The 12,764-nt window shown below is 70.9% G+C and carries 11 protein-coding genes; 5 read left to right on the top strand and 6 right to left on the bottom strand.

Annotated features, from left to right (window positions below):
- Positions 1-13 precede the first annotated feature (13 nt).
- From glp to ACFYTQ_RS34215, 3 genes are read left to right on the top strand one after another with little or no spacing between them, the layout of a single operon-like run.
- Positions 14-1,216 carry a gephyrin-like molybdotransferase Glp gene (gene glp / locus ACFYTQ_RS34225; protein WP_387369862.1) on the top strand — a complete coding sequence of 401 codons (1,203 nt, stop codon included), beginning with the start codon at positions 14-16 and terminating at the stop codon, positions 1,214-1,216.
- Positions 1,213-2,355 carry a bifunctional molybdenum cofactor biosynthesis protein MoaC/MoaB gene (gene moaCB / locus ACFYTQ_RS34220; protein WP_387369860.1) on the top strand — a complete coding sequence of 381 codons (1,143 nt, stop codon included), beginning with the start codon at positions 1,213-1,215 and terminating at the stop codon, positions 2,353-2,355. The genes glp and moaCB overlap by 4 nt, the downstream gene beginning before the upstream one ends.
- Positions 2,348-2,773 carry a molybdenum cofactor biosynthesis protein MoaE gene (locus tag ACFYTQ_RS34215; protein WP_387369858.1) on the top strand — a complete coding sequence of 142 codons (426 nt, stop codon included), beginning with the start codon at positions 2,348-2,350 and terminating at the stop codon, positions 2,771-2,773. Before moaCB ends, ACFYTQ_RS34215 begins: the two co-directional genes overlap by 8 nt.
- A gap of 3 nt (positions 2,774-2,776) precedes the next feature.
- Here the strand turns inward: ACFYTQ_RS34215 and ACFYTQ_RS34210 are convergent, their stop codons facing one another.
- The gene (locus tag ACFYTQ_RS34210; protein WP_387369856.1) at positions 2,777-3,211 is read right to left on the bottom strand and encodes a MarR family winged helix-turn-helix transcriptional regulator; all 435 of its coding nucleotides are present in this window, start codon (positions 3,209-3,211) and stop codon (positions 2,777-2,779) included.
- An 83-nt stretch (positions 3,212-3,294) separates the two neighbouring features.
- Between ACFYTQ_RS34210 and ACFYTQ_RS34205 the strand changes: the two genes are divergently transcribed.
- Complete coding sequence (locus ACFYTQ_RS34205; RefSeq protein WP_387369854.1) at positions 3,295-4,203, top strand: LLM class F420-dependent oxidoreductase; 909 nt, start codon at positions 3,295-3,297, stop codon at positions 4,201-4,203.
- 139 nt (positions 4,204-4,342) lie between these two features.
- Here the strand turns inward: ACFYTQ_RS34205 and ACFYTQ_RS34200 are convergent, their stop codons facing one another.
- The gene (locus tag ACFYTQ_RS34200; protein ID WP_387369852.1) at positions 4,343-5,710 is read right to left on the bottom strand and encodes a nucleobase:cation symporter-2 family protein; all 1,368 of its coding nucleotides are present in this window, start codon (positions 5,708-5,710) and stop codon (positions 4,343-4,345) included.
- A 173-nt stretch (positions 5,711-5,883) separates the two neighbouring features.
- Between ACFYTQ_RS34200 and pucL the strand changes: the two genes are divergently transcribed.
- Positions 5,884-6,804 (top strand): factor-independent urate hydroxylase, encoded by a 921-nt coding sequence (gene pucL, locus ACFYTQ_RS34195; protein WP_387369850.1) that lies wholly within the window; start codon positions 5,884-5,886, stop codon positions 6,802-6,804.
- Here pucL and ACFYTQ_RS34190 read toward each other — a convergent pair.
- The 4 genes from ACFYTQ_RS34190 to ACFYTQ_RS34175 form a co-directional block, all read right to left on the bottom strand.
- On the bottom strand, positions 6,786-8,276 hold the full coding sequence (locus ACFYTQ_RS34190) for a PucR family transcriptional regulator ligand-binding domain-containing protein (protein WP_387369848.1): 1,491 nt from the start codon (positions 8,274-8,276) through the stop codon (positions 6,786-6,788). The genes pucL and ACFYTQ_RS34190 overlap by 19 nt on opposite strands.
- Positions 8,277-8,367: 91 nt before the next feature.
- Positions 8,368-9,426 (bottom strand): CobW family GTP-binding protein, encoded by a 1,059-nt coding sequence (locus ACFYTQ_RS34185; protein ID WP_387369846.1) that lies wholly within the window; start codon positions 9,424-9,426, stop codon positions 8,368-8,370.
- Positions 9,427-9,444: 18 nt separating this feature from the next.
- Positions 9,445-11,730, bottom strand: coding sequence for an N-acetylmuramoyl-L-alanine amidase (locus ACFYTQ_RS34180; RefSeq protein WP_387369844.1), 2,286 nt, complete (start codon positions 11,728-11,730; stop codon positions 9,445-9,447).
- 313 nt (positions 11,731-12,043) lie between these two features.
- On the bottom strand, positions 12,044-12,607 hold the full coding sequence (locus ACFYTQ_RS34175; protein ID WP_387369842.1) for a sigma-70 family RNA polymerase sigma factor: 564 nt from the start codon (positions 12,605-12,607) through the stop codon (positions 12,044-12,046).
- Between the last annotated feature and the right edge of the window lie 157 nt (positions 12,608-12,764).

The raw sequence follows: 12,764 nt of genomic DNA, 5'->3' as shown, positions 1-12,764 counted from the left end.
CTACTCTGACCTCATGACGATCCGGCCCACGACCTCGGCGCGCTCGGTCGACGAGCACCGCGAGCACGTCGAGCAACTGCTGCGTCCGCTCGCCCTGCGCGATGTCGCGGAGGTGTCGATGACCGAGGTGCTGGGTCGGGTGCTGGCGCGGGACGTGCGGTCGCCGCTGGATCTGCCGGTGTTCCGCAATTCCGGGATGGACGGCTACGCGGTGCGGGCGGAGTCGGTGGCCGTCACGCCCGTGACGCTGCCGCTGGCCGGGGTGGTGGCCGCCGGGCAGACCGGGCAGACACCGCTACCGCCGGGCGCGGCGATGAAGGTGATGACGGGCGCGCCGATCCCGCCGGGCGCCGACTGCGTGGTGCCGGTGGAGGACACCCGCGTCGACGGCTCCGAGGTGATCGTCGAAAAGGGCCGGCGCACAGGGGATTTCGTGCGCGAGGCGGGTACCGACGCGCGGGCCGGCGATCTGCTGGTGCCGGCCGGGACGCTCGTCGCGCCCCGGCACGTCGCGGCGCTCGCGGCCGTGGGTCTGGCGCGGCTGCCGGTCTTCCGGCGGGTGCGCGCGGCGGTGCTCACCACCGGCGACGAGCTCGTATCGGCGGGCGCGTCGCTGCGGCCCGGCCAGATCTACAACTCCAACGGGATCGCGCTGGCGTCCGCGCTGGCCGTCAACGGCGTGGAGGTGGTCTCGGTCGAGCACAGCCGCGACGACGCGGGCGAGTTCCAGAACAAACTGGGTCGCGCCACCGAGGTCGCGGATGTGGTCTTCACCTCCGGCGGGGTGTCCAAGGGCGACTTCGAGGTGGTCAAGGACGTGTTGTCCACGCGCGGAGGCGATTTCGGCACGGTGGCGGTGCAGCCCGGCGGGCCGCAGGGCGTCACGGTCGTCGACGGCGTGCCGGTGCTGAGTTTCCCCGGCAATCCGGTGAGCACCGTGGTGTCGTTCGAGGTGTTCGCCCGGCCCGTCCTGCGCGAGCTGTCGGGGCTGCCGCCCGTTCCGAAATGCGAGGTGCCGCTGCTGGATTCGGCGCGCTCTCCGGCGGGCCGCCGCCAGTATCTGCGCGGGCGCATGGAGATCGACGGGGTGGCGCTGGCCTCGGGACCGGGTTCGCACCTGGTGGCGACCATGGCCCAGGCCGACGTCCTGATCGACGTGCCCGAGGAGGTCACCGAGTTGGCGGCCGGATCGCTTGTGACAGTGTGGGAGCTATGAGCGAGCTGTCGCATCTGGATTCCGAGGGCCGCGCCCGCATGGTGGACGTGAGCGCCAAGGCCGACACCACGCGCGTGGCGGTCGCGGCGGGCGCGCTGCGCACCACCCCCGAGGTGATCGCCCTCGTCCGCGCGGACGACATGCCCAAGGCCGACGTCCTCGCCACCGCCCGCATCGCCGGGATCGCGGGCGCGAAGAAGACCTCCGAACTCATCCCCCTCTGCCACCAGCTGGCCCTGTCCTCGGTCCGCGTCGAATTCGCCTTCACCGCCGACGCCATCACCATCGAGGCCACCGCGAAGACCAAGGGCCCCACCGGCGTCGAGATGGAGGCCCTCACCGCCGTCGCCGTCGCGGGCCTCACCCTGCACGACATGGTCAAGGCCGTCGACCCCGCCGCCGTACTTACCGACATCCGGCTCGTCGCCAAGGACGGCGGTAAACACGGCCACTGGGAGCGGCCGAAAACGCCTGTCGCCCAGGCCGATTCCCACGCCGCCCCGGCCGGGGCGGCGAATGTCGCGCACCGGGCGGCTCGAGACGCGAACAGCGCAGGCTCCCGCCCGATGGACCACGACGCGCCCGCCGAAGGGTCCGGCATGAAGGGCACCCACCCCGCGCACAGGACCGGCACCACGCACGCCCACCCCCCGCGCGCCGAAGGCTCCCGCACGGCGGCCGTCCTCGTCGCCTCGACCGGCGTCGCGGCCGGAACGCGGGTCGACAAGACCGGCCCCGTTCTCGCGGAATGGCTGGCCGCGCAAGGTTTTTCGGTGCGCGGCCCCCTCGTGTACGCCGACGCCGATATCGCCGCCGGGCTCGCCGACGCCCTCACCGACGGGCCGGGGCTGGTCATCACCACCGGCGGCACCGGGGCCTCTCCGACCGACGCGACTCCCGAGGCGACCCGAGCCGTCCTCGACCGGGAGCTGCCGGGGGTGGCGGACGCGATCCGGGCGCGCGGTGTCGCGACATTCCCCTTGGCCGCTCTCAGCCGCGGCGTCGCGGGGCTGGCCGGGCGCACCGTCGTGGTGAATCTGCCCGGCTCCCCCGGCGGCGTGCGCGACGGGATTGCGGTGCTGGAACCCCTGTTGGATCACCTGCTGGCGCAGGTCGCCGGAGGAGGCGGACATGAGTGAGCTGGTGCGGCTCACCGCGATCGTGGACACCCCGCTGGAACCGGACGCGGTCGAGGCGGCGGTGAGCGGACCCGAGTACGGCGCGGTCGTGGTGTTCACCGGCAAGGTGCGCGATCACGATGGCGGACAGGCGGTTTCGGCGCTGGAGTACTCCGCGCACCCGCAGGCCGACCGCTTCCTGCACACGATCTGCGCCGAGGTCGCCGCCGCGGCGAATCTGCCCGTCGCGGCCGTGCACCGGATCGGTGCCCTCGGCGTCGGCGACGTGGCCGTGACGGTGGCCGTCGCCGCGCCGCATCGCGCTGAGGCGTTCGGCACCTGCGCCGAACTCGTCGACCGCATCAAACACGAGGTGCCGATCTGGAAGCGACAGCGCTTCGCCGACGGCATGTCCGAGTGGGTGAACGCCTGCGGCTGAACGCTATTCCTCGCGCGTGAGGTTGCGTTCGATCGCCCGCAGGCTCGCCACCAGGAACGCGCGTTCGCCGGGATCCAGGGTCGCCAGCGCGCGGGCGACCAGCCGTTCGCTCTCCGCCTCGATGGCGTGCTCGAGCTCGCGCCCCCGCTCGGTGAGACGCAGGCGCACGAGCCGCCGATCGGTGGCGTGCGGTTCGCGGCGGAGCAGTCCCGCGGTCTCCATGCGCGTGGTCGCGCGGGTGACCGTCGGCGTCGACAGGTTCAGCCGTTTGGCGACCTCGCCCGGCGTGAGCCCGTCCTCGGCCCACAGGCAGCGCAGGATGAACTGCTGTCCCTCGTAGACGCCGTGCTGGGCGTAGGCGGTGGCGGCGGCGTTCATCATCGCGTGTTTGGCCGCCCAGAACGCGTTCTGGAATTCGGCCTCGGGCTGGTCGGTCATGGTGGACTCAGCGTAGGGTATTGAATTCGTTAGTCGGCTCACGATAGTGTCATTGTCCGGCTAACAACTTAAGGGTGTGCGCGATGAAGCTGGGTCTTGCCTTCTCCGATTTCTCCTGGGACGTCCCCACCGAGCGGCTCGGTCCGCTCCTGGCCGACCTCGCCGGTCGGGCCGACGACGCGGGCTTCGACAGCCTGTGGGTGATGGACCACTTCTTCCAGATCTACCTGTCCGGGCGGCCGCCGGAGTCACCGTTGCCGGAAGCCTATGCGACACTGGGCTTTCTGGCCGCGCACACGCGCCGCGTCCGGCTCGGCACCCTGGTCACCTCGGTGGCCTACCGGCATCCGGGCGTCCTGCTCAAACAGGTCACCTCGCTGGACGTATTCAGCGGCGGCCGCATGTATTTCGGCATCGGCGCGGGCGCGCACATCGATCCGGAACCCATGGGACCGGGAACCCGGTGGGAGGCAGAGGGTCTGGGCATCCCGTTCCCGCGCCTCGGCGAGCGGTTCGAACGCCTGGAGGAGACATTGCGGATCGCCGAGCTGATGTGGAGCGAGGACCAGAGCGTCTACGAGGGCAAGCATTACACGCTGATGCGAACCCTCAACTCCCCCAACTCGATTCAGCGCCCGCACCCACCGATCCTGGTGGCGGGCGGCGGCGAACGCAAGACGCTGCGAATGGTCGCCCGCTACGCCGACGCCTGCAATATCTCCGACATGCCCGAGATCGGCCTCGGCAACGACGTCGCCCACAAGCTCGACGTATTGCGCAAGCATTGCGCCGATCTGGGCCGCGACTACGCCGAGATCGAGAAGACGGTGGGCATGCGCTACGACCCCGAGCGGGTGGACCGCTTCCGCGACCGCGTCCACGAACTGGCCGAACTCGGCTTCGACCACGCCATGCTCGCCCCGACGGTCCCGTGGACAGCCGAGAGTCTGGCAAATCTGGCCGAGCTGCTGCCCGAGATCCACGCGCTCTGATCCCCGCGGCGGCGTCACCCGGACGACCCGCATGAAACCGACCCGAGAGCACGCCTAACCCATTGGCGTGCAATGGTTTCCGCTCAGTCACTCCGGCGACGAACCACCGCGAGGTCGACGACGGGGCACGTCGAACGGCTTACGCGGTGACGGCGTCAGGGGTATCTCCCGCGGCGGTCGGGCGGACGATGGCGTCCCGGCGCGCGATCGCGCCGACGCGGGTGTGGTTGAACACGAGGTTGAGCGCGAACGACGTGACCGCGGCCAGGGTGATTCCACTGTTCAGCAGGATCTGCGCCGAGGAGGGGAATTTCGTGAACATGTCCTTGGTCAGCACCGGGATCAGCCCCACGCCGATCGACACCGCGGCGATGGTGAAGTTCACCCGATCGGTCAGATCGGCCCGGCGCAGGGTGTCGACGCCGACAACGGTGATGGTCGCGAACAGCACCAGCCCCACCCCGCCCACCACCGGCCCCGGCACCGCGGCCACCACCGCGCCGAGGCGCGGAACCAGGCCCAGCGCAACGAGAATCGCGCCGCCCACCGCGGTCACGTAGCGGCTGTGCACGCGGGTGGTGGCGACCGCGCCGACATTCTGGTTGAACACGGTGTCCACGAACGAGCCGAACACCCCGGCCAGCACTGCCGACAACCCGTCCCCTGCCAGCCCGCGCGCGATGTCGTTGCGGCTCAGGCGTTTTCCGGTGATCTCGCTCACCGCGAGCAGGCTCGCGGTCGATTCGGCGAACACCACGGCCACGACGACGCTCATCGCCACCACGCCCGCGAGCGGGAACTGCGGCGCGCCGAAGCGGAACGGCCGCGGCAGCCCGAACCACGCCGCGGCCGAGACGCCGTCCAGATGCAGCAGCCCCATCGGAATCGCCAGCGCCACACCGGCTATCAGCGCGATCAACACCCCGAGCCGCGACCACACGCCCCGGCCCAGGCAGGTCAGCACGGTCGCGATCACCAGCACCACCGCGGCCAGCGCGAGCCGGGCGGGCGCGCCGAACGAGTCGGCCTTCGGATCGCTGCCCACGATCAGCCCGCCCGCCACGCCGATCAGCGATACGCCGACGACGGTCAGCACCGTGCCCGAGACCAGCGGCGGGAAGTAGCGCACGATCATCGCGAACGGCCACGCCAGCGCCAGCCCGACCAGGCCCCCGATCAGCATCGAGCCGTACACCGCGGGCAGGCCGTATTGCCGGGCGATGAGGATCATCGGGGTGAGCGCCACGAATGTCGCGCCGCACACGATGGGCAGCCGCGCGCCGAGCACGCGCCCGACCCCGAGGCTCTGCACGACCGTGATCACCCCGGCGACCAGCAGATCGGCGCTGATGAGCAGCCCGATGGTGGCCCGGTCCAGTCCGGCCGCCGCGCCGAAGACCAGCGGTACCGTGACGCAGCCGGTGTACATGATGAGCACGTGCTGAACGCCGAACAGCGCGAGCTGCCCGAGCGGCAACCGGGTGTCGACGGATTGCGGTGTGGTCATGGGTGACTCCGTGACGGGTAGCTCCGGCGGACGCCGGATGACGAGAATCCAACGGTAGAGCCGCCGCCGCGCGGTCCGGCTCGTGCGCGCGGCCAGAAAGCCGGGTGCGGGCGGGGTACGGATTTGTGCGAAGTACAGGACCGGGCGCGGGCGCGGTGCGCCAGAGTGAGGGCATGACCGCTATGTCCGGCAAGATCGTCCTCGGCCCGAACCGGTACGGCAAGGCCGAGAACCGCGTGGTGCGCGTGTATCGGGACACCGACCGGCACGAGATCCGCGATCTGAACGTATCCACCTGCCTGCACGGCGATTTCGACGCCGCGCACGTGTCCGGCGATCAGGGCGCCGTGCTGCCCACCGATTCGCAGAAGCAGACCGTCTACGCCTACGCCAAGACCCACGGCGCGGGCAGCGTCGAGGACTACGGGCTGGCACTGGCCCGGCACTTCGTCGACGACATCGCGCCCGTGCGATCGGCCCGGGTCGAGATCGAGGAGTACGCCTGGGAGCGAGTGCTCGTCGAGGGCCGCCCGCACGAACACACCTGGACCCGTACCGGACCCGAGGTGCGGGTCGCCGCGATCACCGCGGCGGGCCGCGGGTCCGACCGCCGGGAGTGGGTGATCGGCGGGGTCAAGGATCTGGTGATCCTCAAATCGACGGGTTCGGAGTTCGGCGGCTTCCTGACCGATCCGTTCACCGTGCTGGAGCCGACCACGGATCGGGTGCTGGCCACCAGTCTGGACGTGCGCTGGCGCTTCGCCGCGGCCCCGGACGATTGGGATTCCGCGTACGCGGGCATCCGGGCGGTGCTGGTGGAACGGTTCGCGGTCCTGCACTCGAAGGCGTTGCAGCAGACCCTGTTCGAGATGGGCCGCGCCGCTCTCGAGGCGTATCCGTGTCTGGCCGAGATCCGGCTGTCGGCCCCGAACAAACATCACTTCTCCTACGATCTGGGCCGATTCGGCATCGACAACGCCAACGAGGTGTTCCACGCCGACGACCGCCCGTACGGCCTCATCCAGGCGAGCGTGCTGCGCGAGGACGCGCCCGACGCCGGAATCGCCTGGGACCCCTACACGGGTGCGGTCTGAGAGCCGTACGCCCGCACGGCCAGATACAGGTCGAGCCGGTCGTCGAGCCGCCCCAGATCGCGTCCGGTGAGCTCCTCCACGCGGCCGATCCGGTAGCGAATCGTGTTGAGGTGCAGGTGCATTCGGTCCGCGGCGGTACGCCAGGAGCCGGCGCAGTCGAGGAAGACCTCGAGGGTGCGCAGCAGTCCCGTTCCCGTACGACGGTCGTACTCGAGGAGCGGGCCGAGCACCCGGGCGGCGAAGCGGCGTTGCAGGTCGTCCGGTACGGCGGTGAGCAGGCCGACGACCGAATCCACCTCGGCGATCCGCACGATCACCGCGGCGTCCCCGAGGGCCGAGGCCGCGGCGGCCGCGGAAGCCACGGCACCGGAGGGCGATTCGCCGGGGCGGGCGGCGCTGACGCCGACGCGCAGGGTGAATCCGCGCACGGCCGGGCGCAATCGGTTCAGGTGCCGAGTCAGCCGGGCCGCGACGTCCCGTTCGGATCCCGTGGTCCAGGCCACCACGCGCCCGTACCGGTCCACCTCGGTGGGCGCGCCGGGCAGGATGTCGTGCACGAGTACGCGGAGTTCCTCCGGGGCGAGCCTCGGCCGGTCGGATTCGGGCAGGATTTCCCGGCCCTCGGCTCGTCGCGGGGCGGCCGTATCGGCTACGACGGCGACCGCGGCGTCCGCGTCCGGGATCGGATGGTCGCTCAGTTCCCAGCGGAGCCGGAGGCGTTCACGATGGCGCATTCGGTACAGTTCGGCGATGGGGGCGAGATCGGAGCCGATGTCCTCGGTGTCGGTCTCGGCGCGAACCACCAAGTACCACAATGTGATTCGATCGCCCAGGCGACTGCCGACGGAATGGATCGTGTAGCCGCCGGACGTGGTGAGGGGCAGCCGGGGTGCGGCGGCGGCCGCGGCGATCAGGGTGTCGATCTCGGTGTCGGCGAGCGGGGCGGTGCCCGCGACGAGCGCTCCCGTGGCGGTCAGCAGCCACGCGGAAGCCGTTCGGTCCGTAGCGAATTCGGTGAGCAGGTGGTGGGCGTCGCCGCCGTCGGCGACCGCGGCGAGCAGGCGGCGCTGGCGGGCGAAGCCGGATTCGACACGGCGCAAACGGGTTTCGGCCCGGCGGGCGGCGAGGTGTTCGATGATGCGGCTGAACGGCAGCGACCGCGGGGCCTCCAGCAGGGGCAGGCCGTGCGCGCGGCAGGCGGTGATCACATCGTCGGGAACGTGGCCGTGCAGCGTCCGCCCGGCCGCGATCGCCGCCGCCCCCGCCTCGGCGAGCAAACCGATGTAGGGGTCGCTGTCGCGGGGGCCGCGGCGCCACACCAGGCCGGTGCAGACCAGCGCGCCGGGGGTGACGAACGGGGCCGGGTCGGGCATATCGGTGACGCAGGCACGGTCGACGCGCCGATCGAGCGCGTGCTCACCGTGCAGCAGCCGCAGGCCCAGCGGCTCGGCCAACATCTCGCGCAACTGCACGGCGCACCTCCGGTGAACAAGAGACCAATCTGTGGTCACGGTAGAAGCGCGGTGTTGCCGGGCTGTTTCGCCGATGTCACGGCGGGCGGGATCACTCGGGCACGTCGGCGTAGGCGAGGGCGTCGCTCAGCTCGCGCGGGACGTGATGCCACACGCCGAGCAGGGTCCGGGCGTCCAAGGGCTCAGGATCGGGGTGGACGGTGTCGCGCAGGCGGGCGGTCGCGGTGTGCGCGTCGAGGCCGGAACCGATGAGGACGATGTCGGTTCCGCCCCGGGCGGCGGGGTCGGGTTCGAAGACGATGTGGCGGCCGACGACGTGGAAGAGGAAGCGGCGCTGTTCGCCCTCGACGGCGAAGTCCGCGTGGCCCTTCGCCCGGAACAGGCCCGAGGGCGGGTTCTCCAACAGGGCGACGAGGCGGCGGGGGTCGAGAGGTGTTGCGCTGCTGAAGGTTACGGTTTCGTAGCCGTCGTGCAGGTGGTGGTGGTCGTGGTCGGGATGGTCGGGTTCGGTGAGCAGTGCGTCGAGGCTGAGTTGTTCGGCGACGGTGGGCTCCGGGCGTTCGGGAACGTCGAACAACAGGTGCGGATCGATCCGGCCGCGTGTGGTGGCGTACACCGGCGCGGGGGCGACGAGTTCCGCGATCTCGCCGCGCAGTCGGTCGAGCCGCTCGGCCGGGACGCGGTCGGCCTTGTTGAGCACCACGAGATCGGCCAGGCGCAGATGCGTCGCCAGCTCCGGATGCTGGGCGCGGCTGTCGTCGAAATGCTCGGCGTCGACCACCTCGAGCAGGCCGCCGTAGTGAATGCGCGGATTGTCGCTGCCCACCACCATGCGAATCAGATTGCGCGGCTCGGCGAGTCCGCTGGCCTCCACCACGATCAGGTCGATCCGGTTGCGTGGCTGCGCGAGTCGCTCGAACATCTCGTCGAGCTGGTCCACATCGACCGCGCAGCACACGCACCCGTTGCCCAGCGACACCATGGCATCGACCTGTCCGGCCACCAACATCGCGTCGATGTTCACGGCCCCGAAGTCGTTGACCACCACCCCGATCCGCGCATCCCGCCCGCGCAGCAGGTGATTCAGCAACGTCGTCTTCCCGGCCCCGAGGAACCCGGCCACGATCAGTACAGGAATACCCCGACCCATCCGAGCAACCTTACCGCCCTACTTCACCCACGGACTGATGAGCGTCGCCACCAAACTGTAGGCGAGATTGACCAACTCCGAATCCACGGTCCCGTCCCCCACCCCCAACGCCTTGGCCAACGGCGCCAACAACCCCAACGCCGCCGTAACCAACGGCCCCACCTGATCCCCGGCCCCCGCCTGCCCCTGCCCAGGCTGTGCCTGCGCCCCGGGAGCCTGAGTCCCTGGCTGAGCCTGCACCCCGGGCTGCTGAGTCCCCGGAGTGGACGGCGCCCCAGAAGGCCGAATCCCCGCCTGCGGCTGCGTGCCCGGCTGCTGGGTCCCAGGCTGCGGCTGCGCCCCAGGCTGTTGAGCCCCTGACTGCGGCTGCGCCCCCGGCTGCTGAATCCCGGGCTGCGGCTGCGCCCCCGGCTGTGGAGCCCCCGACTGCGGCGGAGCCCCAAGCTGCTGAACCCCCGGTTGCGGCTGCGCGCCAGCCTGCTGGGTCCCCGGCTGCGACTGAACCCCAGACTGCTGAGTCCCCGGTTGTGGCTGAGCTCCCGGCTGTTGGGCCCCTAGCTGCGGCTGAGCCCCAAGCTGCTGAGTCCCCTGTTGCGGCTGCGCCCCGGACTGCTGAGCACCTGGTTGCGGCTGAGCTCCCGGCTGTTGAGCCCCGAGCTGCTGAGTCCCCGGCTGCGGCTGAACTCCCGGCTGTTGAGCCCCGAGCTGCTGGGTCCCCGGCTGCGGCTGAACCCCGGGCTGCTGAATCCCAGGCTGCGGCTGCGCCCCCGACTGTTGGACTCCGGGTTGTGCCTGCGCCCCCGGCTGCGGCGAAACACCGGGCCGCCCTTGCACACTCGATTGCGCCTGCTCTCCCGGCTGCGGCCGCGCATCCGTGCCGGAGTACCCGGGCGATGGTTGCGGTACCGGGGCGCTCATCATCCCGGACGGAGGCGTGCCATGGGACGGCTGTGTTCCCGGCTGTTCGCCGGGCACGCTCGGGCCAGGGGCCGTTTGCGACTGGCCTCCGGCCGAGCCCTGCTCACCCGGACGCGACTGCGAATCCGAAGACGACTGCGGACCGGCGGGCACTCCCGGCGACTGAGTACCCGGCGCGGCCGGACTCCCCGAGGGGGCCGTCCCATGAGACGGCTGCGTACCCGAATCTCCTCGGGGCGCAACCTGTTCCGTGCCGGGAGCCTGCGGAGCGGCAGGTACTTCCGACCCCTGCACGCCGCCCGACTGCGCCCCGGGCGCGGCCTGTCCCGCACCGGATGCCTGCGGAGCGCCGGGCACAGCCTGCTCCGCACCGGGGGTCTTCGGGGCCGGTTGGGCCGGAGCCCCGACCGAGCCCTGCGCTCCCGGCGACTGTGTGCTCGGACTCGGCTGCCCGCTCGGGGCGGGCCGTGTCTCGGGCGTGACCGGGGAGCCATCGGGTTTGGTGCGCAACCAGTCTCGCGAATCGTGCGGGGCGTCGGGCTGGACGCTGGCGGCCGCCTGGGGCGACGGCGCGGAGATGGAGTCCACCGGGATGTTCAGCAAGTAGCTCACCAGCCCGGTGGTGATGGCGACGGCGTGCTGGAGGCGGCCCTCGGGGGATTCCAGGAGTTGCGCGTCGTCGGGGTTGGCGCCGTTGCCCATCTCGAGGAAGACCTCGGGCACGTGCGTGAGCGCGGGGCCCGCGATGTCGGCGCGGGTCTGTAGACCGTCCACGGCCCCGGCGTAATTCGCGGTCGGGAACCCGGCGTGCAGGTAGGCCGCGCGCATGGTCCGGGTGGCGGCGAGGCCCGTGGTGGACTGGACCCGATCGGCCTCCGGGTCGGGGATCGGCAGCTGCGGAACGATGAGGTGGAAGCCACGGTCGGAGGCGGGGGCCCCGTCGGCGTGGATGCTCATGGCGAGATCGGCGCCGGAGGCATTGGCGGCGGCGGCGCGTTCGTCGACGCACCCGCCCCACCCGGAATCGTCCTGGCGGCTCAGCACGACCCGCGCGCCGAGCGCCTCGAGCGATTGCCGGACCATCTGCGCGACGTTCCAGGTGATGGTGTGCTCGGGCACGCCGTGCAGGGTGGTCATTCCGGTGGTCTGACACGCCTTGGTGCCGCCGCGGCCGTCGTTCACCGGGCGATCCAGATTCTCGGCGTGCTCGGACCCTTGATGGCCCGGATCGAGGAAGACCGTCTTGCCCGCGAGCCGCGCGGACAGGACGGACGGCGGAGTCTGTGGCGCCGGCCCGGCATGGGCGAGCGCGGGGACCGCGGCGGCGAGGACCGTCGCTCCGACGGCGAGGCAGAGACCGGAACCGAAGACGCTTGGCTGTTTCATGTGCGGACGGCACGCCGCGACGGGCGCACCCCTCCCTTCCCACTAGTAACACCAAACCCAGTGGTTAACTCTGACCACGTCAGTATCACACAAGCAAGACCAGTTACTGAACCGTTACCCACATCGCGAGCCGCGCAGACCGCCGATCCGGCCGGTCGAGCCCACGAAATTCGATCTCGAACCAGCGCGTCGGACCACGACACGCGCCCACCGCCTCCGATCGAGGCATCCGGGCATCCCAACCAGCACATTATCGGCTATCGAACGCCACCCGCGCCGCGAAAGCCCGAAACAGCCCGCCCCCCAGCCGATTTCACGCGCCGATCGGCAACCGCCGCAACGACCGCAACGCGTAGTGCACCCGAGTCTTGACCGTCCCCACCGGAACTCCGAGATCCTCGGCCACGTCCTGATACGCCCGATCCTTGATGATCACCTGCACGACCGCGTCCCGCTGCGCCGCGGGCAGCACGTCCAGCAACTGGGTGACCAGCAGGCCGTCCGCCAGCGTGTCGGCGAAATCCGGTCCGGCCCAACGGCTCTCGGCGTCGACGAGTTCGTCCCAGCTGGTCTCCGAGGGCCGCACCGCGCGCATCCGGCAGATGTCGGTGAGCACATTGCGTTCGATCGACAGCAGCCAGGTCCGCACACTGCCCTTGTCGGGGTCGTAGCTCGCGCACTTGCGCCACGCGCGCAACAGCGTCTCCTGGACGGCGTGTTCGGCCTGTCCGGAATCGCCGAGCCGGCGGACCGCGCGCCAGTGCAGCAGTCCCTGATCGGCGGCCAGCACGGCCGCGAGACCCTCGTGGGTGCACAGGCGCGCACAGCGCGCGCGGCACGGGTCGTTGTCCTGGGTGACAGGCCGGAGAACTCTCATGCAGAGATATCGCGGCCCGGACCCGGAACGACATCCATCCCACGCATTTTCCCCCGGATCACAAAATTCGCCGATTTCGACCAAACGGTCCGCTCTGGTCTGATAGACCCGAGTCCCGGAAGCCGCGGGGGCCTTCCGAGGGCCCGACCACCGAAGC

It is taken from the genome of Nocardia sp. NPDC004068 (assembly GCF_042874315.1).
In the GTDB taxonomy this organism is placed as follows: domain Bacteria; phylum Actinomycetota; class Actinomycetes; order Mycobacteriales; family Mycobacteriaceae; genus Nocardia.
This window is presented reverse-complemented; position numbering and strand designations above follow the sequence as displayed.

What these genes read in the sequence shown, in the direction of transcription:
- glp (WP_387369862.1), top strand. Translation starts at nt 14, where the DNA reads ATGACGATCCGGCCCACGACCTCGGCGCGCTCGGTCGACGAGCACCGC.
- moaCB (WP_387369860.1), top strand. Translation starts at nt 1,213, where the DNA reads ATGAGCGAGCTGTCGCATCTGGATTCCGAGGGCCGCGCCCGCATGGTG.
- ACFYTQ_RS34215 (WP_387369858.1), top strand. Translation starts at nt 2,348, where the DNA reads ATGAGTGAGCTGGTGCGGCTCACCGCGATCGTGGACACCCCGCTGGAA.
- ACFYTQ_RS34210 (WP_387369856.1), bottom strand. Translation starts at nt 3,211, where the DNA reads ATGACCGACCAGCCCGAGGCCGAATTCCAGAACGCGTTCTGGGCGGCC.
- ACFYTQ_RS34205 (WP_387369854.1), top strand. Translation starts at nt 3,295, where the DNA reads ATGAAGCTGGGTCTTGCCTTCTCCGATTTCTCCTGGGACGTCCCCACC.
- ACFYTQ_RS34200 (WP_387369852.1), bottom strand. Translation starts at nt 5,710, where the DNA reads ATGACCACACCGCAATCCGTCGACACCCGGTTGCCGCTCGGGCAGCTC.
- pucL (WP_387369850.1), top strand. Translation starts at nt 5,884, where the DNA reads ATGACCGCTATGTCCGGCAAGATCGTCCTCGGCCCGAACCGGTACGGC.
- ACFYTQ_RS34185 (WP_387369846.1), bottom strand. Translation starts at nt 9,426, where the DNA reads ATGGGTCGGGGTATTCCTGTACTGATCGTGGCCGGGTTCCTCGGGGCC.
- ACFYTQ_RS34180 (WP_387369844.1), bottom strand. Translation starts at nt 11,730, where the DNA reads ATGAAACAGCCAAGCGTCTTCGGTTCCGGTCTCTGCCTCGCCGTCGGA.
- ACFYTQ_RS34175 (WP_387369842.1), bottom strand. Translation starts at nt 12,607, where the DNA reads ATGAGAGTTCTCCGGCCTGTCACCCAGGACAACGACCCGTGCCGCGCG.